Here is a 23,368-nt window from a genome sequence, read left to right on the forward strand (position 1 = left end):
TTCCATCGCTAAAAGAATGTTGCGCCGACGCAAAACGAACATCATTGCGTCGCTTGAGCGCGGTCTTTTTTGAACGCCTACGCTGGCGCTTGCAGATGGAGATATCTTCATGAAACGCCTCACCGCGCCGCGCGCGTCTGCCTGGCGCGTATCCAATGGAGCGCCGTATCATGCGTGTCGATGAACACGGGGCACTCGAACCGGGACTGCCGCCTTCGCTTTCCACTGTTTCGTACGAAGCCGACGAACGCGTGCGTCGCATCGATCCGCCTTCCCGCAGGCGCTCGTTCAGCGACGCGCGCAACAACGCCGATCGCTTGCGGCGCGCACTCGCGGCATCGACGTGCGTGATGGTCGCGTGGTCGCTCTTCGAAGTGCCGTGGGAACTCGACACGGACAGCCGCGGCCAGCAGATCGCCGCCGTGCTGACAGCCAAGGCGCTGTTGATGCTGATCGCGGGCATGGCACTGCGCGGGCGGCGTTTCGCGCGCTATCTTTTGCTGTTCGTGTGCGTCACGAGCGTGCTCGCCATTGCGCCCGAGCTGCCCGGCGAGTTCGTGCATGCGCCGTGGCTGGCCGTGCTCTCGACCGTCGAATGCATGACCAAGCTCGCCACGCTCACGCTCATCGCGCTGCATCTCAAACCTCGTCTGCGCTAAGGCGCATAGGTTGTCTTCGCCGAGGCGGCGCGCGCGGGCGTCGCCGCGCAATGGCACAATCCCTAGCTGAAATGGCGCACGCCGCGTTGCGGTTTCGACGCGACGAAAACAACGACGCAGGGAGAACGCACAGTTGGCGAATCTGGATCTCGACAATCCTTTCCTCGAAGCACTCGGTGCGACGCTGACCGCGTGGCGCGACGGCTACGCCGAATTCACGATGCCGATTCACGCGGGCCATCTCAATCGACAGCGCATTCTTCAGGGCGGCGCGATCGCCACACTTCTCGATGCGGCCTGCGGCTACACGGGCCTTTTCACGACGGAAGCGATGCCCATTCATGGCTTCACGCTCTCGCTCACGGTCAACTACCTGGATCGCGGCATTGGCGACAAGGTCGTGGCAAAAGGATTCCTGGAGCGAAAAGGGCGCTCCGTGTACTTCGCGCGCGGCGAAGCGTGGGTCGACGATCGCGTGATGATCGCGAGCGCGCAGGGCACGTTCAAGTACGCGCGCTGAACTGACATGGCGCTCAAGAACCTGTTGCGGCGTCTTGATCTGACGACGCTACAACTCTTTCTCGCCGTCTTCGAGGAAGGCACGCTCACGCGCGCGGCCGAGCGCGAGGCCATTGCGGTGTCGGCGGCGAGCAAGCGGCTATTGGAACTCGAGCAGGCGGTGGGCGCGGCGCTCTTCGAACGCAAGGCGCGCGGCATGGCGCTCACGCCTGCCGGCGAGACGCTGCTGCATCACGCGCGGCGCGTGTTGCGCGATGTCGAGAACATCGGCATCGAACTGGCGGAGCATGCGAGCGGCGTGCGCGGCTACGTCCGCATGATGGCGAATCTCTCGGCCATCGTCGAATTCCTGCCCGAAGACCTGCGCGCCTTTCTCGCGGCACACGGGCAGATCAAGATCGATCTCGAAGAGCGGCCGAGCGGCGGGATCGTGGATGGCGTCTTGGACAGCCTCGTCGATCTCGGCATCTGTTCCGGCGATGCGGACACGCGCGGCCTGGAAAGCACGCATTATCGGCACGACCGGCTCATCATCGTGACGCCGGGCGATCATCCGCTCGCGAAGCGCGAAAGCGTGAGCTTCGCCGACACGCTCGACTTCGATCACATCGGCCTGCACTCGGCCAGTTCGATCAACGCGCGCACGCATCTCGCCGCGCGGCAGGCGGGCAAGCCGCTGCGCTTGCGCATCCACGTGCCGGGCTTCGATGCCGTGTGCCGCATGGTGCAGGCCGGCATGGGCGTCGGCGTGTTGCCGCTGGCGGTGTTCGAGGCGATGGGCCGCCAACTCGGACTCGCGGCTGTTCCGCTCGATGAAGCATGGGCCGCGCGCAGCCTCATCATCGTCGTGCGCGATGCATCGGCGTTGTCGCCCGTGAGCCGGCTGCTGTTCGACCATCTCCGTTCGATAGAAGCAGCACAACGCTGACGCGACGAGCGTTCGCGTTTGACGAACGATGCTTGCCGAAATGCGGTTGGACGCGCTGCGCCCGCCGCCCATAAGCTTGTCTCAACGATACATAACCGGAGACGAGCAACATGAGCGGACCGCTTACGGGCATTCGCGTAATCGAAATCGGCACCCTGATTGCCGCGCCATTCGCTGCGCGCATGATGGCCGAGTTCGGCGCGGAAGTGATCAAGATCGAGGCGCCCAATGGCGGCGACCCGCTTCGCAAATGGCGAAAACTGCACGAGGGCACGTCGCTCTGGTGGTACCTCCAGTCCCGCAACAAGAAGTCTGTCTGCGTGAACCTCAAGTCGCCCGAAGGGGCCGACGTCATCAAGCGTCTCGCCGCCGACGCGGATATCGTCATCGAGAACATGCGGCCCGGTGCGCTCGAAAAGCTCGGACTCGGCTGGGACGTCTTGCATGCAATAAACCCGAAACTCACGATGGTTCGCATCTCCGGCTATGGACAGACGGGTCCGTACCGGGATCGTCCGGGTTTTGGCGCGATCGGCGAGGCAATGGGTGGCATTCGGTATACAACCGGCGACGCGGAAGGCACGCCGGCGCGCGTCGGCATCAGTCTCGGCGATTCGCTTGCGTCGCTGCACGGCGTGATCGGCGCGTTGATGTCGCTGTTGCGCGTGAAGACAGGGCAGGGCGAAGGACAGGTCGTCGATGTATCGCTGGTCGAGAGCGTGTTCAACCTGATGGAAAGTCTCGTGCCCGAGTACGACCTACTCGGCCATGTTCGCGAGCGAAGCGGTGGCGCGCTGCCGGGCATCGCGCCGTCCAATACCTATCGCACGGAAGATGGCGGGTTCGTCGTCATCGCGGGCAACAGCGATCCGATCTACAAGCGCCTGATGAACGTGATCGGCCGGCCCGATCTCGCCGACGACCCCGCGCTCGCGCATAACGATGGCCGCGTGCGGCGAAGCGCGATGCTCGATGAAGCGATCGGCGCGTGGACATCGCATCACGCAATGGGCGATGTGCTGGCTGCACTGGAGGGCGCGGAAGTGCCGTCGGGCCGCATCTACTCGGTCGCGGACATCATCGGCGATGCCCACTACCAAGCGCGCGACATGCTGTTGCAGGCGACCTTGCCGGGTGGGGCATCGGTGAAGATGCCGGGCATCGTGCCGAAGCTTTCCGATTCGCCCGGCGAAGTCCGCTGGCAGGGACCGGCGCTCGGCGAGCACACGCAGAGCGTCCTTGAATCCCTCGGTTTCGACGAAAGCGATGTGCAGCGGCTGCGTGCCGAAGGAGCGATTCAATGACGCGCGATGATAGCGAACGGCTGATCGTGCAGGAAGTCGCGCCACGCGACGGCCTGCAGATCGAAGCGAAATGGGTCGAGACGGCGGACAAGATCGCTTTGATCGACGGGCTGTCCGAGTGCGGCTTCACGCGCATCGAGGCTGGCTCTTTCGTCTCGCCCAAGGCGATTCCCGTGCTGCGCGACGGCGATGCGGTGTTCAGCGGCATACGACGCGCGCCCGGCGTGATCTATGTGGCGCTCGTGCCGAACCTCAAGGGCGCACAGCGCGCGCTCGCCGCACGAGCCGATGAACTCAACCTCGTGATGTCGGCAAGCGAGACCCATAACCTCGCGAACATGCGGATGAGTTGCGACGCCTCGCTCGCGGGCTTTTCGGAAGTCGTTCGTATAGCGAAGGAATATCGCCATGTCTTGCTGAACGGTACGGTCGCCACTGCGTTCGGCTGTCCGTTCGAAGGCCGCATCGACGAAGATCGCGTCGTGTCGATTGCGCGGACGTATCGCGAGATGGGCATGGAGGGCGTCACACTTGCCGATACGACAGGCATGGCGAATCCGCGGCAGGTCGAGCGCCTCGTATCTCGCGTGCTCGAACATGTTCCGGCTTCGGCCTTGACGCTGCATTTTCACAATACGCGCGGTCTGGGTCTTGCCAACGTACTCGCCGCATATCAAGCCGGCGCGCGCCGCTTCGACGCCGCTTTGGGCGGGCTGGGCGGCTGTCCGTTCGCGCCGGGTGCGTCCGGCAACATCTGCACGGAAGACCTCGTGAACATGTGCCACGAGATGGGCATTCCCACGGGCATCGACTTGCTGAAACTCATTGCACTGTCGCGGACGCTGCCTGCGCTCGTCGGTCACGACGTACCCGGCCAGGTGGCGAAGGCCGGGCGCAATGCCGATCTGCATCCCGTGCCCGCCTACGTGCGAGCAATCTGAAGCAACGGTCCGATAAAAACTCAATCCCGGACCGCCCCATACAAGGAGACAATCATGAGCGATCTAAGCGTATCGAGCGCGGATAAACCGCAGGCGTTGCAAAGCACGAGCGACATCGTTCGCAAAGTGGCATGGCGGCTCATGCCGCTCATCATGCTGTGCTATCTGTTCGCGTTTTTTGACCGTATCAACATCAGCTTTGCCAAGTTCCAGTTGCAAAGCACGCTCGGCTTCTCCGATACCGCTTACGGACTTGGCGCAAGCCTTTTCGTGATCGGATATGTTTTGTTCGAAGTACCAAGCAATATGTTGCTGTACAAAGTCGGCGCGCGGCGCTGGATTGCACGGATCATGATTTCGTGGGGTATCGCGACTGCGCTCATGGTCTTCGTGCAAACGGAGTGGCAGTTCTACGGGCTGCGCTTCGTTATCGGCGCGATGGAAGCGGGCTTCGCGCCGGGCGTGCTCTACTATCTGACGCTGTGGTTCCCGGCGAGCTATCGCGGGCGCATCACGTCATTGCTGTTCCTTGCTTCCGCATTTTCGGGGCTCATCGGTGCGCCGCTGTCGGGTCTCGTGCTCGGGCATATGAACGGCGTGTTCGGCATCGCGGGATGGCATTGGCTCTTTCTGCTCGGCGGCTTGCCGTGCGTGCTGCTGGGCATACTCGTGCTGAAGGTGCTGAAGGACCGCATCGACGACGCCGGATGGCTCACGAGCGTCGAAAAGGCTTATCTCAAGAGTCAGATTGCGACGCAGAGCCAAGCCACCTCGACCGGTCATTCGCTATTCGGCGCCATCAAGACGCCCGGCTTTCTGATGCTCGGCCTGATCTACTTTCTGATCCAGATCGCGTCCTATGGCCTGAACTTCTGGGCGCCGCACCTGATTCGCGCAGCGGGCACGCATAATCCGACGATCATCGGCTTGTTGACGGCGGTTCCGTATATCTGCGGCGCGGTGTGCATGGTGGTGGTCGGGCGGCTGTCGGATACCTCGGGCGAACGACGCAAGTTCGTATGCGCGCTGCTGCTGATGGCCGCGGCAGGCTTTTTCGCGGCGGGCGTGTTCGACAAGCAGACGACGCTTCTGATCGTCGCGCTCGGCGTGATGGGCGCGGGTGTGATCGCTTCGATTCCGGCGTTCTGGGCGTTGCCTCCGAAGCTGCTGACGGGAGCGGGAGCGGCGGGCGGCATCGCGTTGATCAATACGCTCGGTCAATTGGGCGGAATTGTCAGTCCGGTGATGGTGGGACGTATTCGCGATGTCACTGGCAGCACGACGCCCGCTTTGTATGCAATCGGCGCGATGAGCCTCGTCTGCGCGCTGTTGTTGCTGTTCGGGTTGCCGCAGACGTTGCGTCAGCGAGACCATTCCGAGCGCGCGAGCTGAAAAGCGCGCGGTAGTTGAGAGCGCCCGGCGACCGCGCTGTCGTCGGGCGTTTTGCATTCTGCATGCCGAATGAAACATGCAACATGCAATCAGTCCGCAAGCAAGCGCCGGCAATGCCGCGCAATCTGCGTCTCCTCATCGGTACGCACCACGCGATGCGGTGCATTGAGGAACGCGAGGCCCTCGAGTATCTGCGCGCGAATCGCCTCGCTATGCTCGCCGATGCCGCCGCTAAAGACGATCAGGTCCAAGCCGCCCAGCACGGCCGCGTAGGCACCGATAGTCTTTCGTATCGCGTCGCAGAACACGTCGATGGCGAGCGTCGCGTCCGCATCGCCCTGAGCGCGGCGGGCAAGCAGCGTCTGCATGTCGTCGTCCGAGTCGGAGAGCGCCTTCAGGCCGCTCTTTCGATTCACGAGCGTCTCCAGCGCGTTCGCGTCCAGCGACTCGTTGCGCAGCAGATGAATCAGCACGCCGGGGTCCATATCGCCGCTGCGCGTCGCCATCGGGATGCCGCCTGTCGGCGTCATGCCCATCGACGTATCGACGGAGCGGCCGTCTTTCAGCGCGCAGAGGCTGGCTCCGGACCCGAGGTGCGCAATCACCATGCGCGACGGCAACTCCCTGCCCAGCGTGCTCACGATGAACTCGTACGACAGCCCGTGAAAGCCATAGCGCACCATGCCGCGCTGCGCATAGTCACGTGGCAAGGCGAAACGCGTCGCGCGCTCCGGCATCGTGCGATGGAACACCGTGTCGAAGCATGCAAAATGCGGCACACCGGAGAAGATGCGCTGCGCTTCGTCGATCAACGCGAGCGATTGCGGCAGATGCAGCGGCGCAAATTGAACGGCTTCGCGCAACGCGTCTTTCACGTCCTGCGTGAGTTCGCAGTGCGCGCGCACATGCGGTCCGCCGTGCACGACCCGATGCCCCACCGCAGCAAGCGGCTCGTGCAAGTGCTCATGAAGGGCATCGGCGACGCGCTGCAATGCGTCGTGCTGCGATTCCATCAAATGATCCTGCGCAATATCGATGCTTCCATCCGCCGAGCGCATGGACAGCGACCCGTTCTCGCGCCCGATGCCCTTCGCGCTGCCCGTGAGCCATGCCTGTTCGTCGTGATCGCGCGGCACGAACACGCCGAACTTCAGCGATGACGAGCCGCTATTCAACACCACGATGCCTTGTGTCATGGCATCAACCTTTCCACGTCCATTCGCGGATCTCATCGCGATCAATGCCTTCCTCATGCGCATAGCGCACACTCTCGATGATCTGGTTCTTGAGCATCTCCTTGGTATGCGCAGCCGTGCTCGAAAGTCCCGGTACACGGTCGATCACGTCGATGGCGAGGCTGTACCGATCGACGCCATTGATGATGGCGAGCTCGAACGGCGTGTTGATATTGCCGCGCTCGCGATAACCATGCACGTGCATGTTGTCGTGATTCGTGCGGTTATACGTGAGCTTATGCACAAGCGATGCATACGAATGGAAGTTGAAGATCACCGGCTTGTCACGCGTGAAGAGCGAATCGAAGTCGCGATTGGATAGGCCGTGCGGATGATCCGTGTCGGGCATGAGCCTGAAGAGATCGACCACATTGACGAAGCGCATCTTCAGATCAGGGCATTGCGTCTTCAGGATTTCGACAGCGGCAAGCGCCTCCATCGTCGCGATATCGCCCGCCGATGCGATGACGACGTCGGGCTCGTGATTCTGATCGGTCGATGCCCAGTCCCATATGCCGATGCCTTTCGCGCAATGCACCATCGCGTCTTGCATGTCCAGGTACTGCAAATGCGGTTGCTTGTCCGCGACGATCACGTTCACATAGTCATGCGAGCGCAGACAATGGTCCGCGACGCTCAGCAGGCAATTGGCATCCGGCGGTAGATAGATACGCACGACCTGCGGGCTCTTGTTGGTCACGACATCGAGAAAGCCAGGGTCTTGATGGGTGAAGCCGTTATGGTCCTGACGCCAGACGAGCGACGTAATGAGCAGATTGATCGACGGCACCGGCGCACGCCACGACAGCTCGTTCTTCGCTTTCTCCAGCCATTTCGCGTGCTGGTTGAACATCGAATCGATCACATGCACGAACGCTTCGTAGGTCGCGAATAGTCCATGACGGCCCGTCAATACGTAGCCTTCGAACCAGCCTTCGAGCGTATGCTCCGAGAGCATTTCCATCACGCGGCCATCGGTGGAAAGCGCACCGCCGTCGGCGTCTTCGGGCTTCATCTCCGCGAGCCAGCGTTTGCCCGATGCTTCGTACACGCCGTCGAGCTTGTTGCTTGCGGTTTCATCGGGGCCGAACAGACGGAAGGTCTGCATGTTGCGGCGGATCACATCGCGCAGGAAGGTCGCGAGCACAACCGTCGGCGATTGATACGCGCTTGCCGCGCGCTTCAAATCGAAGGCGTAATCGCGGATATCCGGCATATCGAGCGCCTGCCTGAGCAGGCCGCCGTTCGCATGAGGATTCGCGCTGATACGCCGTCCGCCCACCGGCGCGAGTTCACGCAGACTCTCGACGAGGCTTCCGTTTTCATCGAAGAGTTCTTCGGCCTTGTAGCTCTTCATCCAGTGTTCGAGCACGGCAAGACTCTTGTCATTCGTCGCCGGGTCCAGCACGGGAACCTGATGTGAACGCCAGAAGTTCTCCACCTTATGGCCATTCACTTCTTTAGGGCCGGTCCAGCCTTTAGGCGAGCGCAGCACGATCATGGGCCACCGCGGACGCGTTACGTCGCCTGGATTCGCGCGAGCGCGTTGCTGGATCGCGCGGATATCGCCGATGCAGCGTTCGAGCGTCGCCGCCATCAATTGATGCATCGTGTCCGGATCATCGCCCTCGACGAAATGCGGCTCATAGCCATAGCCCTTGAACAACGCTTCGAGTTCGTCGTGCGGAATGCGCGCGAGAATGGTCGGATTCGCGATCTTGTAGCCGTTCAGATGAAGAATCGGCAACACGGCACCATCGGTCGCGGGATTGAGAAACTTGTTCGAGTGCCACGAGGTTGCAAGCGGGCCGGTTTCCGCTTCGCCGTCGCCCACCATTGTCGCGACGATCAAGTCGGGGTTGTCGAATGCCGCGCCGAACGAATGCGACAGGCTATAGCCCAGTTCGCCGCCTTCATGAATGGAACCCGGCGTCTCGGGCGTGCAATGCGAGCCGATGCCGCCCGGCGACGAGAACGCGCGAAAGAGCCGCAGCATGCCGCGCTCGTCGGGACTGCGGTCGGGATAGATCTCGGAGTAATGCCCTTCGAGATAGGCATTCGCGAGCGTCGCGGGCGCACCGTGGCCGGGGCCGGAGACGAACATCACGTTGAGATCGTCGCGTTTGATGAGACGGTTCAGATGCACCCACACGAAGGACTGTCCGGGGTCCGAGCCCCAGTGGCCGAGCAGGCGTCGCTTGATGTGCTCGGGCTTGAGCGGCGCGCGCAGCAGCGGATTGGCGCGCAGGTAGATCATGCCGACCGAGAGGTAATTGCAGGCGCGCCAATAGGCGTCGATTCTACGCAGCAGCTCGGGAGCGAGAGGCGTGTGCGTCGCGGTCTTGCCTTGGACGTCGTCGTTCAATTGCTTCTCCTTGCGGTGAAAGTTTGGGTCGAGCGTCGGCTTGCGGCTTGATGCGAGTGAATTGCTGAGTCGGATTCCTGTGATGGAAGACGTTGGATTTCAGGGTCGCACTGACAGAGCGAGCCTGAAGAGAGCGAAGATTGCTGTAGCGTCGCGCAACATCATACTTGTGTTCGCGCGACGAAGTTTTGACAGAACCGCAGGCGCGGCGCTTATTCGCGGGCGGATTGCGTCATGTCGTAATCCATCAGCAAGGCTTTGTGGTCTTCCCACATGCCGATGTAATGCACCATGAAGCTGTCGGCACGCCGATAAATCCACGGCGTGTTCCACTCGATGAAAGACGCAATGCGCGTTGCGTCGAAATCCGCGTGACTTTCAAATTCGCGGATAAAGAAAGGTTGATCCCCCATGTTCGCATAGACGCTCGATTTGTCGTCGAGTTGCGAGCATGCATGCAGGATGTAATGGAACGCGTCGTAGTTGGGATGCGTGCGGCGAAAGCCCATGATGCCGGAATTGAACGTCCACGTGCCGACATCGCGGGCAAACAGGGCGTCCTGTCCCTGCATGATGGATTCGAGCGTGCGATTCATGTCGTTGAAGAGCACGTCGGCATCGACCCAGAAGACCCATTCATGATGCGGCAGATACTCGCGCAACAGGGCAGGCTTGAGCCAGTTGCCCGCTGTCTTGCCGTCGTTCAGATGCGCCGGAATCGCGCGGTGAACATAGAGCGTATAGCCATGACGCGCGCAATAGCGCCTGAAATTGGCCTCGGCAATGCGCCCGTAACGCGCGACGTTCGGCGTATAGAGCGTGACGACGGCGATCGGCTGGCCGGGCTGATAGACGCTTCGAGCCGAAGTATCGTCCGTGTCTGCATCGAAGAAGGAAAGGAACGGCAAGCCCCGCGCCAAACGTTGATTGATGTGCTCGAAAAGCGCCGTGCGAAACCGCCGATGCTGCGGCTCTTCGCGGATGCACACCGAGAAGGCAGGCCATTTCGCCCACACGCTTTCGAGCGAGACCGCAGCAGGCACGGCCACATGAACTTTGCCGATCATGGTCTGGGGAGGAAGCGCGTCGAACTCACACAGCAGCAAGCCTTCGTCCGCAGGCAGCTCAACGCTGAAGCGGCAGTGGGTAACGACCTTGTAGAGCTTGCGGCGAACTTCTTCGGTGTTGCGCCATACCTGGAGATCCGTCTGCGGATGCCCCTTTTCCACGCATGTCAAAAGCCAGTCGCGGTTATCGAGCAATTCGGGCAACGGCATCGTGCCGATGATCGCGGCGTTCTGCGTCAGCAGCATGATGATCTCGCCGGGGTCGGCCTTGGTCAGCGTTTGCAGCAGCGTTTCGTACTTGAACATCCACAAGACATGGGCGCTGCTACCGGACAATTCCGACAGGTCGATCTCAACATGCCGATAGCCGTGCATGCGGGCATAGCGTCGATGATTGGCGAGCGCGCCGGGCGCGTGGTCGAATAGCAGGCTGATGACGATCATGAATGCAATATGCAAATGGACGGCGGCGCATGCGCAACAGCGCCGGGACGGCCGTAGCATGGCCGCAATCAACGCCAGCCCGCATGGGACGGGTCCTAAAACGGCATGCAGAATGCAAAACGCTGACTCTCAACCGCCCCTAGAATGTGGCAATGACCGTCGATTTCCACACGCCCGACGACGCGCTCGCGGGTTTTCATCCCGCCGTCGTCAATTGGTTCCGCGCGCATTTCGCCGCGCCGACCGCCGCGCAGGCGCGCGCGTGGCCGCTCATTCATGCGCGCCGGTCGACGCTCGTCGCTGCGCCCACCGGCTCGGGGAAGACGCTCACCGCGTTTCTCGCCGCACTGGATGAGCTCGTCCGCGACGGCATCGCGGGCGGCGGCGTCTTGCCGGACGAGACGCGCGTTGTCTACGTGTCGCCGCTGAAGGCGCTGTCGAACGACATCCGCGTGAATCTGGAAGAGCCGCTCGCGGGCATTGCGCGCGAACTGCGCGACATGGGCGCGGCTGCGCCGGGCATCCGCGCCGCCGTGCGGACCGGCGATACCACGCAGCAGGAGCGCAACGCGGTGCGCAAGCGCCCGCCGCATATTCTCGTGACGACACCGGAATCGCTTTACGTGTTGCTTTCGTCCGATTCCGGCCGCGTGATGTTGTCAACCACGCGCACCGTGATTGTCGACGAAATACACGCGGTGGCGGGCGGTAAGCGCGGCTCGCATCTGAGCCTGAGCCTCGAACGGCTCGACGCGCTCTGCGAGGAACGCGGCGCGGCGCGGCCCGTGCGCGTCGGCCTGTCGGCGACGCAGAAGCCCATCGAACTCGTTGCCAAGTTTCTGGCCGGCGAAGGCCGGCCGTGCGAAATCGTCGATGTCGGGCATGTCCGCGCACGCGATCTCGCGCTGGAACTGCCGCCGATGCCGCTCGAAGCGATCATGTCCAACGACATGTGGGAGCGCGTCTACGACCGGCTCGCTGAATTGTCGGCGCAGCATCGCACGACGCTCGTCTTCGTCAATACGCGGCGCATGGCCGAGCGCGCGGCGCGGCATCTCACCGACCGGCTCGGCAAGGAGGCGGTCGCGGCGCATCACGGCAGCCTCGCGCGGGAGCATCGGCTGGACGCGGAACAGCGCCTCAAGCGCGGCGAGTTGCGCGTGTTGATCGCGACCGCATCGCTGGAACTGGGCATCGATATCGGCGATGTCGATCTCGTCTGCCAACTCGGCTCGCCCGGTTCCATCGGCGCGTTCCTGCAGCGCGTCGGGCGCTCGGGCCACCACGTCGGCGGCGTGCCGAAAGGGCGGCTCTTTCCCACTTCGCGCGACGATCTGATCGAATGCGCCGCGCTGCTCGACTGCGTGCGCCGAGGCGAGCTCGACGCCCTGACCATCCCGCGCGCGCCGCTCGACGTGCTCGCGCAGCAGATCACCGCCGAAGTCGCGTGCCGCGAGTGGGGCGAGGATGCGCTGTTCGAGCGCATCCGCCGCGCGTATCCGTACGCGACGCTCGAACGCACGCGCTACGACGCCGTGCTGCGCACGCTCGCCGAAGGCTATACGGGCCGTCAGGGCGTGCGCGCGGCTTATGTGCATCGCGATGCGGTCAGCCGCACGCTGCGCGCCCGGCGCGGCGGCAAGCTCACGGCGGTCACGTCGGGCGGAGCGATTCCCGACAACGCGGATTTCGCCGTGCTGCTGGAGCCGCAAGGCTTGCAGATCGGCACGGTCAACGAGGACTTCGCCGTCGAAAGTCTCGCTGGCGATATCTTCCAGCTCGGGAATACGTCGTATCGCATCTTGCGCGTGGAAGGCGGGCGGGTGCGCGTGGAGAATGCGAACGGCCAGCCGCCGAACATTCCGTTCTGGCTCGGCGAAGCGCCGGGCCGCAGCGATGAGCTTTCGTTCGCGATTTCGCGTCTGCGCGCGGACGTCGATGCGCGGCTTGCATCGGGCGACGGCAAGGGTCGTATGCATGCCGCATCCAATATGCCGAATGCAATAGACCAAACGTCGCCCGTCGATCTCACCGTCCGCTGGCTCGCCGACGAAACGGGCATCGGCATGGAAGCGGCGCGGCAGATCGTCGATTATCTGGCTCGCGCGCGCGCCGCGCTCTCGGTTCTGCCGACGCAGGACACGCTCGTCATGGAGCGATTCTTCGACGAATCCGGCGGCATGCAACTCGTCATTCACGCGCCGTTCGGCAGCCGAGTGAACCGGGCGTGGGGCTTGGCGTTGCGTAAGCGGTTTTGTCGCAAGTTCAATTTCGAGCTTCAGGCGGCGGCAACCGAAGATGCGATCGTGCTGTCGCTGACTGGCGGCCACAGCTTCGCGCTCGACGACGTATGGCGTTATCTGAAATCCGCCACCGCCGAGCACGTGCTGGTTCAGGCGCTGCTCGACGCGCCGCTGTTCGGCGTGCGCTGGCGCTGGAATGCGACCAACGCGCTCGCGCTGCCGCGTTATGCGGGCGGGCGCAAGGTCGCGCCGCAGTTGCAGCGCATGAAGAGCGAGGATCTGCTCGCGGCCGTGTTTCCGGATCAGGTCGCGTGCGCCGAGAATGTCGTCGGCGAGCGCGACGTGCCGGCGCATCCGCTCGTCGAGCAGACCATCGACGATTGCCTGCACGACGCGATGGACAGCGAGGCGTGGCTCGCGCTGCTGCGACGCATCGAAGCGGGCGACGTGCGGCTCATCACGCGTGATTTGCCTGCGCCGTCGCCGCTCGCCGCCGAAATTCTGTCGGCGCGGCCATACGCGTTCCTCGACGACGCCCCGCTCGAAGAACGCCGCACGCAGGCCGTGCTGGCGCGCCGCTGGACAGACCCGCGATCGACAGACGATCTTGGCGCGCTCGATGCCGACGCCATCGCGAGCGTGCGCGCAGAAGCGTGGCCCACGGTGACGAGCGCCGATGAGATGCACGAGGCGCTGACGAGCCTCGCCGGGGTGACGGACGCCGAAGCCGCCGCGAGCGATGGCTGGCCCGCGTGGCTCGACGTCCTCGCCCGCGCTGGCCGCGCGACGCGCCTGCAGATCGCCGAGCATGACGGCTTGTGGACGCCCGTCGAGCGCCTGACTTTGCTGCGGGCCGTCTATAACCGCGCGCCGATGCATCCGCGCCTCACGCCGCCGCCCGGCTTCGACACGGCCTGGGACGCCGACGACGCGCTCGTCGAAATCGTGCGTGCACGGCTCTCGGGCTTCGGGCCGCTGACCTTGGCGGACGTCGCGCGGCCGCTGGCGTTGTCGGCGTCGTCGGTCGCGGTCGCGTTGACGCGCCTCGAATCCGAAGGTTATGTGATGCGCGGCCAGTTCACGCCGGACGCATCCGCTGAATCCGGCGTCGATGAACAGTGGTGCGAGCGCCATCTGCTGGCGCGGATTCATCGCTACACGGTGCGGCGGCTGCGTCGAGAAATCGAGCCGGTGGAGCGGCAGGACTTCATGCGTTTCCTGTTCGAATGGCAGCGCGTCGCGCCGGATGCCCGCGGCGAGGGCCGCGACGCGCTGCTTGCCGTTCTCGAACAACTGGAGGGTTTCGAAGCGCCCGCCGTCGCGTGGGAGGACGAGATTCTTCCGGCACGCATCGCTGATTACTCCGGCATCTGGCTGGACGAAATCTGCCGCGCCGGAAAGATCGTGTGGTCGCGCCCGGCGGGGCGATCGCGCGCCGCGGGCGGTCCGGTGCGCGGCACGCCCATCGTGCTGCTGCCACGCCGCGCGCTCGCGGCGTGGAATGCGCTGATGCGTCCGGACGAAGCGCCGGAGCTGTCGTCGCGTGCGCAACGCGTCTTCGATGCGCTCTCGACGCACGGCGCGATGTTCTTCGACGAATTGCTTGCCGAAACACGCCTGTTGCGCACCGAACTGGAAGACGCGCTCGGCGAACTGGTCGCGCTCGGCCTCGTGAACGCCGACAGCTTCGCCGGGCTGCGCGCCTTGCTGACGCCCGCCGCCAAACGCAACGCGATGTCACGGCGCACGCGCAGGCCGGGCGGCGGACTCTTCATCGGCGGAATGGACGACGCGGGCCGCTGGGCGTTGCTGCATCGCGCAGGCCCCGGCCACGAAGGCGGCGATGCCGAGCATGTCGCGCTGACGCTCCTGCGCCGGTATGGCGTCGTGTTCTGGCGGCTGCTCGAGCGCGAGGCGCAATGGCTGCCGCCGTGGCGCGACCTGCTGCGCGTCTATCACCGGCTGGAGGCGCGCGGCGAGATTCGCGGCGGGCGTTTCGTCGCGGGACTCGCGGGCGAGCAGTTCGCGCTGCCCGACGCCGTGCCGCTCCTGCGCGAAGTGCGCAGGCGGCCAAAGGACGGCGCATTCGTCGCGTTGAGCGCAGTGGATCCGCTGAACCTCGTCGGTACCTTGCTCCCGGGCGGCAAAGTGCCGGCGCTGGCGGGCAACCGCGTGCTGTATCGGGACGGCGTGCCCGCCGGCGCGGTGATCGCGGGCAAGACGCATTATTTCGGCGATGCCGACGCGCCGACGCGCGAGCGCATGCGTCTTGCCCTCGTCAAACGAAACGCGCGTTCCTTGAGCGCGTCGGCCGCGCGCCAGGTGGCGGTTCCCGACTGACTACTTCGACACGAGCTTGTGGACGAACGGCCCCGGCTGTTGCACCGGCACGTCCTTCACCGGCACGCCGGGGTAATCGACCACGCGCTGCGGGTTTGCATGCAGAATGCGAAACGACGGACGCACGCGCTCGCGCGAGCCGCCGGCGATGCTGGCCATCGCTTGCCGGTCCAGCTCGACACTGTCGGCCAGATCCCTGATCTTGATGACAGCCATGACTGTCCTCCTGGTTGAGCGCCGCGTCTCGTTCAGTATAGGAAGCAAACGAGCACGCGGTCGTGTCTAACGAAAAGCCACGAAAGCCAAAAAAGCCGACAGGCGGCGAAAGGCCGAAGCCTTTCGCCGCCCACGCTCTCAGGCGCTTATCGTTTCCGATGCTCGTCGCAGATCAGAACAGTGCGGCGGCGGCGTTCAGATGCGCCATCTGCTGCGGTTTCACGTAGATGGACGGCGCGGCGAAATTCGCCCCGATGACGCCGACATCATTCAGCGTGTTGACCTGCACGTTCTGCAACTGCGAGATGTTCTGCAGGATGCCGACGTTCACGTTGACATTCGCATACGGACCGTAGCCTTGCCCGCCGGAAACGGCGGACATTGCGCGGCGGTCCAGTTCCTTGCTATGGGACAAGTCCCGGACGACGATGGACGACATGATGGTGCTCCTCGCGAAGGGAATCGTAGGTCAGGCGTACAGCATGCCGAGACCGCCGCCGATATTGATGTTGCTGGAGTTGCTGCCTTTCTGGACCGGATGGAGGTCCGAATGAATGCCGCTCGCGAAGGCGACGTTCACGCCGTTCTGGTTAGACGTGTTCTGCTCTTGTTGCACCATTTGCTGCGTGTTGAACGAGAGCGACGTCTTCGAGAAGTCGAAGCTCGGCAGCAGATAGCCCATGCCGCCTCGCACGGCGGACATCGCGCGGCGATCGAGTTCTTCAGTGATGGGCAGGTCTTTGATGGTCAGCGTCTTCATAGCGGTTCTCCTTGGGTGCGCGTGGCGCGTTCAGGTAAGGGTTCGAGCAACATGTCTGCTCGGGCCAGTTCAATGCATAGGGTGTGCCAAGCGGCATGAGCCGCGCCCGAAACCATCGCAAAGCCCTTTATTCATGGGCTTTTCCGACATCGCGCTTCGCTTGCGCCGACAGCATCGGTCATCGCGGCGGCGCCCGAATGCCGCGTCGAATCCAACAGCGCGCTGAATTGTGTCGGTCTGCGAAAGACATGTGCGCGATGCCGCGCATCCGATAAAACGCCATTTGCTTAAGCCCGATACGAAGGCTAGTATCGAACGATCAACCGGCGTTTGTTACGACAAGTAGAGTGCCGGCCGACCACGTTATTTCGGAGCCGCAACGAGTCGCACAGATGACTAGCTTTCAAGAATCGCTTCGTGCATACCGGGGCGAAGGCGGGTCGCGCGACGCGTTCTTTGCGGGGGTCGACGGCGCATTGGCCGCCGAGCGCAGCCCGCCCGCGCGGCTCATGCAGATCCTCGACGAGGCGCATGCGGCAAGTCCGCTGCCGCCCGATATCTATGCAGCCATCCGCCGCCGCATCGAACATGCGGCGCGCACGCGTTTCGACGGCGAACCCGGCACCGCATTCGAGCCGGGCCGCGACGAAACCCGTATGCGCGCCGCGCCGGACTTTCCGCCGCCCTTGCCGCCTCGCGTGACGAATACGCCGAGCGCGGGCAGCGACCCGAGCGGCGCCACTTCCGGCCAGGCGACGCAAGTGCTCGCGGACACCGATCAGGTCAAGGGCGTCGGCGACACGCTCAATAACCGCTTCGTGCTCGAAGAATGTCTCGGTATCGGCGGCATGGGGACCGTCTACAAGGCGCTCGATCTGCGCAAGCTGGAGGCGTCGGACAGGCGTCCGTATGTCGCCATCAAAGTGCTGAATCTGCAGTTTCGCGGCAACCCGAAGTCGCTGATTGCGCTGCAACGCGAGGCACGCAAGGCGCAGCAGCTTGCGCACCGCAATATCGTCACCGTGTACGACTTCGATCGCGACAACTCCGTCGTCTACCTGACGATGGAGTATCTTTCGGGGCAACCGCTTTCGAAGATACTTCGGACACCGAACTTCAAGGGGATGCCGTTCGCGCAGGTCTTTCCGCTATTCAAAGGGATGGCGACCGCGCTTGCCTACGCGCACGAGCGCGGCTTCGTGCATTGCGACTTCAAGCCGGCGAACGTGTTCGTGACCGATGCATCGGAAGTAAAGGTCATCGACTTCGGCATTGCTCGCGTGATTCAACGCCCGGAAGAAGAAAGCGAGGCCACGGTCTTCGATCCGGGCAGCCTCGGCGCGCTGACTCCCGCGTATGCAAGCCCGGAGATGCTCGAACATCGCGAGCCCGACCCGCGCGACGATATCTATGCGCTCGCATGCATCACGTATGAACTATTGACCGGTAAGCATCCGTTCGACCGCGTTCCGGCGACGCAGGCGAAAAGCGCGGGCATGAAACCGCAGCGTCCGGAACAACTCGGCAACAAGCAATGGAAGGCGCTGAAGGCGGCGCTCGCTTTCGAGCGCGAAGCGCGCACGCCGACAGTCGCGCAGTTTCTCGATGAGATCAGCGAGGAATCGCCGCCCGCGCCCAAGCAGTCAAAGAAGTTTCGGGCAGGCGTGCCGAGTGTCGCGGTCGGCGCGCTGGCGCTCGTCATCATTGCGAGCGCGGCGTATTACGTCGTCGCGCACAAGAAGAGCGGCAATGCGCCGACCGCCGTTGCAGTCGCCCCGGCGCTTCCAACGCCAACCCCGATGCCGACGCCGGAAAAGCCCGCGATCACCCCCGCTGTCCCCGCCGCCCCCGCGCCGACGCTCACGATGGCCGCCGTCACGCCGGTGCTTGGGAGCGTGCCGTGTTCGGCGCTCGTTGCTTCGGTCCACGATCAGACTGTCGATGTGCAGGGCTTCGTGTCGCAGCAATACGGCCTTACTCGCCTCAAGGACGCGCTCGGGCGCGTGCCGGGCGTCAAGACGACGAACTTCGGCGTCCAGACCGTCGCCGATGACAAGTGCGATCTGCTCACGGTGCTCGGGCCCTACTGGACGACGAACAGGCAGTCGGGCCGGCCCGCATCGGTGCATACGCGTTCGAACCAGACGCGCCTCACCGAAGGCGATCCGCTGATCGTCGAGCTGATGACGCCCGCCTTCGATTCATACGTGACTGTCGATTACTTCATGCTCGACGGCAGCGTGGTGCATCTGCTGCCGAACGCGCATTCTCGCGACAATCAGGCGCCGCCCGGCTATACCGCGACGCTCGGCACGATGGGCGACTGGGTCGTCGGCAAGCCCTTCGGCTCGGAGATGATCGTGCTGACCGTCACGCCCGCGCCGCTCTTCGACGCGTTGCGCCCCGACAGCGAAGCGAAGTCCGAATATCTGCGCGAGATCGATAAACGGCTCGCCGCGCTCGCCGCCCGTTACGGACGCGAGCGCGTGGCCGTCGATATCGTTCAGATCACGACGCAGCCGAAGAAGTGACCGCTAGCTTTGGGGCTTCTCGACCGCGGCCTTCAATTCCTGCATTGCTTCCTCCATGCGCTTGCTGACGAGCGCATAGGCTTCGGCCTGTGTCTGCTGCGTGGTCCGCGCGATGTCCTGCATGTCGGCGAGCGCATTGTGCAGCGCACGCTGCACGACTTCATTCGCATTGAACGGCGGCTTGCCCGACGACGACGCGATCTGCTTGGCGATACTCTCCAGATCGCCCAGCGTCCGGCGCAGTATTTCGAGCTGTTTGTCGCGCAACGCTTCCATGCCGCCGAATGCAACGCGATTGGTCGCGGCGAGCGCCTCGACGTCCTTGCGCCGCGATTCCATGATGGCGGTGACGTCGAACCCTGGTAGCTGATACTGCTGGAACATGGCGGCAAACTGGCTGAACGGATCGCTGAATTTTGATTGATTCATCTTGCCTCCCAGGTTCAATCGGACGAGCGCGGGCGCGATTTGATGACCGTCGCCTTCGCGCGGCAGTGCGCCGGCCGCCGCGGTCGACGACCTTCGGCCGGCTCCTGATACTACCAATATAAGTGTCCTGAATGGGGCAAGGGAAAACACCAGATCGCTCAACGAACGACTTGATTCAGGTCAAATGCCTCTCGCGAAGAACGATCATCATAAGAATGTAGCGCCGCAAGAAAACCGGCGCGGAGGACGATCATGATCAGAGGCGAAGCGCGAATCGTCGCGGCGGCGGTCGCGGTGTTCGTGGCGCTGGCGGGCATCGTCGTCGCGCTGCACGGCCTCGTCTTCGACAAGCTGGCCGTGCTCGATTACGGCGCGCTCGCGATTCTTATCGGCGTCACGTCGTTCGCGGTGCTTTTGATGCCGATGCCGGAAGATCACGCCTGACGTTTGCCGCTGCGTGCGCTCGCGGCACGCGTGCGCGACGCGTCAGGCGTCCTCGTCGCCTGCGAAGACGCTGTGCTCGGCCTTAATCTGCGCGCGGTCGATGCACTGCACATGCCAGCGGCCCAGGCCCGGCGATGCCGCGCCGTCCGCATACCACAGCACCCGCCCGGCCACGCCTTCGGCCGGCCCGCCGGGCGCTTCCAGGTCCAGTTCTTCGAGCATGCAGACCGGCTGCTGCGCATGCGGATGGCAGATCAGCGTGCCGTTCGAGGCGCGGGCGAGTCCGCCCCAATCCGGCACATCCACCGACTGATGGCCTTCGCGCGACCAGCGGCGGGATTCCTTGTCGAGCCACAAGATGGCGTAGGCGGCCGGTGGCGCGCCTTCGAAACCATCGAGCTTGACGGTGATACGCATGACATCCTCCATGGAAACGGGTTTCGACGGGACGGACGCTGACTGCGTTCGGGACGTGTTGTCGAGCCGCGTCGCGAGACATTGAATCAGCTTCGACTGCATGCGGAACATTGCGTTCGCAAAGCGATGAAAAAGCAAGTCCAGTGCCGATTCCTTACGGCACTCCCCGCATTGTTCCAGCTTAGTCCTGGCCGTTGACACTGTGACGACAACCGTCATCATCGAGTGGAAATGACCGTGCGGACGCGCGCCACGCGCGTGCATCGTGCACCTTTGCGTCGAACGGACGCCCTTCTTTGGATATCGATCTGAGTTAGACGGTAGAACGAACGATCGTCAGACGCGTTCCAGCCGCGCGCGATCGACAATACGCAAGTGCCTGCCATTCAGTTCGATCGCGTGCTCGCGTTGCAGCTTCGACAGCGTGCGGCTCACGGTTTCCAGTTCCAGTCCGAGGTGACTGGCGATGTCGGCGCGCGTCATCGGCAGCAGCATTTCCGCGCTATCGTTCGATCCGAGCCGTGTCGACAGGTCCAGCAAGAATGCGGCGACGCGTTCGCGGGCGGCCATCGTGCCGAGCATCAGCGCGAGCCTCGCCGCGCGCACGATTTCCGCGCTCATGATCGCGAGCAGCGCGTGCTGCATTCGCGCATATTCGCGGCACAGCGGTTCGAGAATGCCGACCGGCATGATCCGCACGACGCTTTCTTCCAGCGCGACGGCGTCGCTTTGATGACGGCCGGTGCAGATGCCATCGAGCCCGAGCGTTTCGTCTGCCAAATGGAACGCCGTGATCTGCATGCGCAGGGGATTGTCGTCGTCGGCGGCGGGGTAGGCGGCCACGCTCTTGAAGCTGCCCGACTGCACCGTGTAGAGGCTGCGGAGCGGCTCGCCGGCGAAATACACGGCGTCGCCACGGGCGATGGTGCGCGTCGGAAAGGCAATCGAATCGGTGTCGGCAAAATGGACGTGCAGGGCGGCGGGCCGACGCGCGTGATCGGAATCGGTAACGATACGCATGGCCGTCTCCTGCGATCTTCTCTCTATCAGTATGGCCCACGCCGCGCGCAAAGAAAGAGCGTCAACCGGCGGCGGTGTTTTCGAGCGGCAAAACAATGCACGCTTCTGCGCCGCCGCCTTCGCGTGCGCGCAGTTCGAGCGTGCCGCCATGCAGCCGCGCCATGCGCTCGACAATGGCGAGGCCGAGGCCCGTGCCCTTCGGCTGGCCTTCGCCGCCGCCGCGCTTGAACGGCTGCTTCAACGCCTCGGCGTCTTGCGTGCCAAGTCCCTTGCCGCGATCTTCCACCACGATGCAAGCGCTGTGCGTCCGTTCATCCATCCACGTTCGCACGCCGAGCCCGACGACGCCGTACAGCACCGCGTTCTGCATCAGATTCATGAGCATTCGCATCATGCCGATCGGACGAAACGCGAACGGCGGTATCTCCCCGAGCGACAGCGCGAACGCGTGGCCGAGCCCCGCGAAATCGGCCGCGAGGTTCGCGACCAGCGCATTGAGATCGCCGACCACGGGCGTCTCTTTCGCGCCGCTGCCCGCGTAGTCCATGAACTGCTGGAGGATCGTGTCGATCTGGTCGAGATAGTTTTCCGCCGATGCCGCGAACGATGCGTCCACCGAAGGAACCGAGGACATCGCCATGGCGAGCCGCAGCTTGGTCATCGGCGTGCGGATGTCGTGGGAGATGCCGGCGAGCATCAGCGCGCGCGTGGCTTCGGCTTCCGCGAGCGCCGCCGTCATGCGGTTGAACGCGGTGCTCACTTGCGCGATTTCCGTCGGGCCGTCGGTGGGCAGCACGCCCGGCTCGCCACCTGCGGACAGGCGTCGCGCGGCATCGGCCAGATCAGATAGCGGGCGGTTCAGGTGGCGTTGAATCGCGTAAGCCGTCGCGATGGCGAGCGCGCCCAGGCCGAGCGACAGCAGGAGCGTCGTGGTCAGCCCGTCGTCGTGCGCGGCTTCCGGCACGGGCAGGGCGATCCAGCGTGCCTCGCCGGACAGATGGACGCGAATCCAGAGCCGCTGCTGACCATCGGCGGTGGTCTCGCCGCCTTGCCAGCGCACGGGCATGTCGGCGGGCAGATGACGCCGCAGGCTCTCGACGAACGTATCGCGCTGATACGTCCGATAAAAGCGCAGCCATGAGCCGGGCGCTTGAGTGTTGGCGCCCGCAGGCAAGTCCGAACGAACGTCGAGGCGCGTCGTGCCGGGAGGCGCATCGCGCAGCACGGTGTCGAGCGTTTCGATGTAGCTCGCGAAAGTCGCGGCGGCCCGCTCGATGCGCGGCGTCTGAATGAAATGCAGGAGCACGGCGAGCGCACACACCTGGCTCACCGCGACAAGCGCGACGAGCAACAGGACGTTACGCGCGAAGAGCGAGCGCGGCGCGAGGCTCACGGCTCGATATCCGCGAGCAGCATATAGCCGACGCCCCACACGGTCTTGATGAAGCGCGGCTTGCCCGGATCGTCCTCGATCAGCTGACGCAGGCGCAGCACCTGCACGTCGATGCTGCGATCGAGCGCGTCGTGCTCGCGGCCGCGCGTGCGGGCGATGAGGTTGTCGCGGCTTACCGCGCGATTCGGCGATGACCCGAGCGCGTTGAGCAACTGCATCTGCGCCGAGTGGATTTCGAACGGCTCGCCGCCGCGAAAGAGCCGTTGCTTGCCGAGATCGAGCCGGAACTCGCCGAAGCGGATGACGTGCGAGGTCAGCGTCGGATCGCCTGCGGCGATCTTTTGCCGGCGCAGCAGGGCGCGCACACGAGCGACGAGTTCCTGCGGCAGGAAAGGCTTCGCCAGATAGTCGTCCGCGCCGGTTTCGAGGCCGACCACTTTATCGACCGGATCGCCTTTCGCGGTGAGCATCAGGATCGGCAGCGTGTGGCCTTCGGCGCGCAGGCGGCGGCACACGGAGAGGCCGTCTTCCGGTTCCATCATCCAGTCGAGCACGAGCAGGTCGTACGGTTCGCGCTGGAGATAGCGGTCGAGCCGCTTGCCGTTTTCCACGACGCGCACCTCGAAGCCCTGCGACGTGAGAAACCGCTGCAGCATGTTGCGTAGCTCGGCTTCGTCATCCAGCACGATGATCTTCGGCGCGGTTTCCATGACGTGCCCCG

20 protein-coding genes are annotated in these 23,368 nt (G+C 63.9%); 9 read left to right on the top strand and 11 right to left on the bottom strand.

The window, feature by feature from the left end; translation table 11 throughout:
* Positions 1–170 precede the first annotated feature (170 nt).
* From GV035_RS08890 to GV035_RS08915, 6 genes are all read left to right on the top strand, one after another.
* Positions 171–659: a hypothetical protein gene (locus GV035_RS08890; protein ID WP_159834572.1), complete on the top strand. Its 489-nt coding sequence runs from the start codon at positions 171–173 to the stop codon at positions 657–659.
* Between the two features lie 133 nt (positions 660–792).
* Positions 793–1,179 (top strand): PaaI family thioesterase, encoded by a 387-nt coding sequence (locus GV035_RS08895; protein WP_159834573.1) that lies wholly within the window; start codon positions 793–795, stop codon positions 1,177–1,179.
* A gap of 6 nt (positions 1,180–1,185) precedes the next feature.
* Positions 1,186–2,106, top strand: coding sequence for a LysR family transcriptional regulator (locus GV035_RS08900; RefSeq protein WP_159834574.1), 921 nt, complete (start codon positions 1,186–1,188; stop codon positions 2,104–2,106).
* Positions 2,107–2,216: 110 nt separating this feature from the next.
* On the top strand, positions 2,217–3,410 hold the full coding sequence (locus GV035_RS08905) for a CaiB/BaiF CoA transferase family protein (RefSeq protein ID WP_159834575.1): 1,194 nt from the start codon (positions 2,217–2,219) through the stop codon (positions 3,408–3,410).
* The gene (locus GV035_RS08910; RefSeq protein WP_159834576.1) at positions 3,407–4,351 is read left to right on the top strand and encodes a hydroxymethylglutaryl-CoA lyase; all 945 of its coding nucleotides are present in this window, start codon (positions 3,407–3,409) and stop codon (positions 4,349–4,351) included. Before GV035_RS08905 ends, GV035_RS08910 begins: the two co-directional genes overlap by 4 nt.
* Positions 4,352–4,405: 54 nt before the next feature.
* Positions 4,406–5,743, top strand: coding sequence for an MFS transporter (locus tag GV035_RS08915; protein WP_159834577.1), 1,338 nt, complete (start codon positions 4,406–4,408; stop codon positions 5,741–5,743).
* A gap of 89 nt (positions 5,744–5,832) precedes the next feature.
* Here GV035_RS08915 and GV035_RS08920 read toward each other — a convergent pair whose 3' ends face one another.
* The 3 genes from GV035_RS08920 to GV035_RS08930 all read right to left on the bottom strand — a co-directional run bounded on the left by GV035_RS08920 (position 5,833) and on the right by GV035_RS08930 (position 10,854).
* Complete coding sequence (locus GV035_RS08920; RefSeq protein WP_159834578.1) at positions 5,833–6,939, bottom strand: acetate/propionate family kinase; 1,107 nt, start codon at positions 6,937–6,939, stop codon at positions 5,833–5,835.
* 4 nt (positions 6,940–6,943) lie between these two features.
* Positions 6,944–9,343, bottom strand: a complete 2,400-nt coding sequence (locus GV035_RS08925) for a phosphoketolase family protein (protein WP_159834579.1) — start codon at positions 9,341–9,343, stop codon at positions 6,944–6,946.
* 212 nt (positions 9,344–9,555) lie between these two features.
* Entirely contained in the window at positions 9,556–10,854 is a 1,299-nt protein-coding gene (locus GV035_RS08930; RefSeq protein ID WP_159834580.1) for a hypothetical protein, read from the bottom strand.
* Positions 10,855–11,006: 152 nt separating this feature from the next.
* On the opposite strand from GV035_RS08930, the gene GV035_RS08935 reads away from it, so the two are divergent.
* The gene (locus GV035_RS08935) at positions 11,007–15,437 is read left to right on the top strand and encodes a DEAD/DEAH box helicase (RefSeq protein ID WP_159834581.1); all 4,431 of its coding nucleotides are present in this window, start codon (positions 11,007–11,009) and stop codon (positions 15,435–15,437) included.
* Here the strand turns inward: GV035_RS08935 and GV035_RS08940 are convergent, their stop codons facing one another.
* The 3 genes from GV035_RS08940 to GV035_RS08950 form a co-directional block, all read right to left on the bottom strand.
* On the bottom strand, positions 15,438–15,653 hold the full coding sequence (locus GV035_RS08940) for a hypothetical protein (RefSeq protein ID WP_159834582.1): 216 nt from the start codon (positions 15,651–15,653) through the stop codon (positions 15,438–15,440).
* 172 nt (positions 15,654–15,825) lie between these two features.
* Complete coding sequence (locus GV035_RS08945) at positions 15,826–16,092, bottom strand: hypothetical protein (protein ID WP_159834583.1); 267 nt, start codon at positions 16,090–16,092, stop codon at positions 15,826–15,828.
* 30 nt (positions 16,093–16,122) lie between these two features.
* The gene (locus GV035_RS08950; protein ID WP_159834584.1) at positions 16,123–16,413 is read right to left on the bottom strand and encodes a hypothetical protein; all 291 of its coding nucleotides are present in this window, start codon (positions 16,411–16,413) and stop codon (positions 16,123–16,125) included.
* Between the two features lie 392 nt (positions 16,414–16,805).
* On the opposite strand from GV035_RS08950, the gene GV035_RS08955 reads away from it, so the two are divergent.
* A complete protein-coding gene (locus tag GV035_RS08955; protein ID WP_159834585.1) occupies positions 16,806–18,944 on the top strand; it encodes a serine/threonine-protein kinase in 2,139 nt (712 codons plus the stop codon).
* Between the two features lie 3 nt (positions 18,945–18,947).
* On the opposite strand, the gene GV035_RS08960 is transcribed toward GV035_RS08955, so the two are convergent.
* A complete protein-coding gene (locus GV035_RS08960) occupies positions 18,948–19,535 on the bottom strand; it encodes a phasin family protein (protein WP_236572497.1) in 588 nt (195 codons plus the stop codon).
* Positions 19,536–19,625: 90 nt separating this feature from the next.
* On the opposite strand from GV035_RS08960, the gene GV035_RS08965 reads away from it, so the two are divergent.
* Positions 19,626–19,817, top strand: coding sequence for a DUF2964 family protein (locus tag GV035_RS08965; protein ID WP_159834586.1), 192 nt, complete (start codon positions 19,626–19,628; stop codon positions 19,815–19,817).
* Positions 19,818–19,859: 42 nt separating this feature from the next.
* Here the strand turns inward: GV035_RS08965 and GV035_RS08970 are convergent, their stop codons facing one another.
* The 4 genes from GV035_RS08970 to GV035_RS08985 all read right to left on the bottom strand — a co-directional run bounded on the left by GV035_RS08970 (position 19,860) and on the right by GV035_RS08985 (position 23,357).
* Positions 19,860–20,234: a DUF3564 family protein gene (locus tag GV035_RS08970; protein ID WP_159834587.1), complete on the bottom strand. Its 375-nt coding sequence runs from the start codon at positions 20,232–20,234 to the stop codon at positions 19,860–19,862.
* A 336-nt stretch (positions 20,235–20,570) separates the two neighbouring features.
* Positions 20,571–21,254: a helix-turn-helix domain-containing protein gene (locus GV035_RS08975; RefSeq protein WP_159834588.1), complete on the bottom strand. Its 684-nt coding sequence runs from the start codon at positions 21,252–21,254 to the stop codon at positions 20,571–20,573.
* Positions 21,255–21,315: 61 nt separating this feature from the next.
* Positions 21,316–22,647 carry an ATP-binding protein gene (locus GV035_RS08980; protein ID WP_159834589.1) on the bottom strand — a complete coding sequence of 444 codons (1,332 nt, stop codon included), beginning with the start codon at positions 22,645–22,647 and terminating at the stop codon, positions 21,316–21,318.
* Entirely contained in the window at positions 22,644–23,357 is a 714-nt protein-coding gene (locus GV035_RS08985; protein ID WP_159834590.1) for a response regulator, read from the bottom strand. The genes GV035_RS08980 and GV035_RS08985 overlap by 4 nt, the downstream gene beginning before the upstream one ends.
* Positions 23,358–23,368 lie beyond the last annotated feature (11 nt).

Origin of the sequence: Burkholderia sp. 8Y (assembly GCF_902506145.1) — a bacterium.
Classification (GTDB): Bacteria; Pseudomonadota; Gammaproteobacteria; order Burkholderiales; family Burkholderiaceae; genus Caballeronia.

Bases quoted from the DNA above. Each gene is read 5' to 3' on its own strand.
- GV035_RS08975 (WP_159834588.1), bottom strand. From the start codon at position 21,254: ATGCGTATCGTTACCGATTCCGATCACGCGCGTCGGCCCGCCGCCCTG.
- GV035_RS08935 (WP_159834581.1), top strand. From the start codon at position 11,007: ATGACCGTCGATTTCCACACGCCCGACGACGCGCTCGCGGGTTTTCAT.
- GV035_RS08890 (WP_159834572.1), top strand. From the start codon at position 171: ATGCGTGTCGATGAACACGGGGCACTCGAACCGGGACTGCCGCCTTCG.
- GV035_RS08940 (WP_159834582.1), bottom strand. From the start codon at position 15,653: ATGGCTGTCATCAAGATCAGGGATCTGGCCGACAGTGTCGAGCTGGAC.
- GV035_RS08985 (WP_159834590.1), bottom strand. From the start codon at position 23,357: ATGGAAACCGCGCCGAAGATCATCGTGCTGGATGACGAAGCCGAGCTA.
- GV035_RS08910 (WP_159834576.1), top strand. From the start codon at position 3,407: ATGACGCGCGATGATAGCGAACGGCTGATCGTGCAGGAAGTCGCGCCA.
- GV035_RS08945 (WP_159834583.1), bottom strand. From the start codon at position 16,092: ATGTCGTCCATCGTCGTCCGGGACTTGTCCCATAGCAAGGAACTGGAC.
- GV035_RS08905 (WP_159834575.1), top strand. From the start codon at position 2,217: ATGAGCGGACCGCTTACGGGCATTCGCGTAATCGAAATCGGCACCCTG.
- GV035_RS08915 (WP_159834577.1), top strand. From the start codon at position 4,406: ATGAGCGATCTAAGCGTATCGAGCGCGGATAAACCGCAGGCGTTGCAA.
- GV035_RS08965 (WP_159834586.1), top strand. From the start codon at position 19,626: ATGATCAGAGGCGAAGCGCGAATCGTCGCGGCGGCGGTCGCGGTGTTC.
- GV035_RS08955 (WP_159834585.1), top strand. From the start codon at position 16,806: ATGACTAGCTTTCAAGAATCGCTTCGTGCATACCGGGGCGAAGGCGGG.
- GV035_RS08930 (WP_159834580.1), bottom strand. From the start codon at position 10,854: ATGATCGTCATCAGCCTGCTATTCGACCACGCGCCCGGCGCGCTCGCC.
- GV035_RS08920 (WP_159834578.1), bottom strand. From the start codon at position 6,939: ATGACACAAGGCATCGTGGTGTTGAATAGCGGCTCGTCATCGCTGAAG.
- GV035_RS08970 (WP_159834587.1), bottom strand. From the start codon at position 20,234: ATGCGTATCACCGTCAAGCTCGATGGTTTCGAAGGCGCGCCACCGGCC.
- GV035_RS08900 (WP_159834574.1), top strand. From the start codon at position 1,186: ATGGCGCTCAAGAACCTGTTGCGGCGTCTTGATCTGACGACGCTACAA.
- GV035_RS08950 (WP_159834584.1), bottom strand. From the start codon at position 16,413: ATGAAGACGCTGACCATCAAAGACCTGCCCATCACTGAAGAACTCGAT.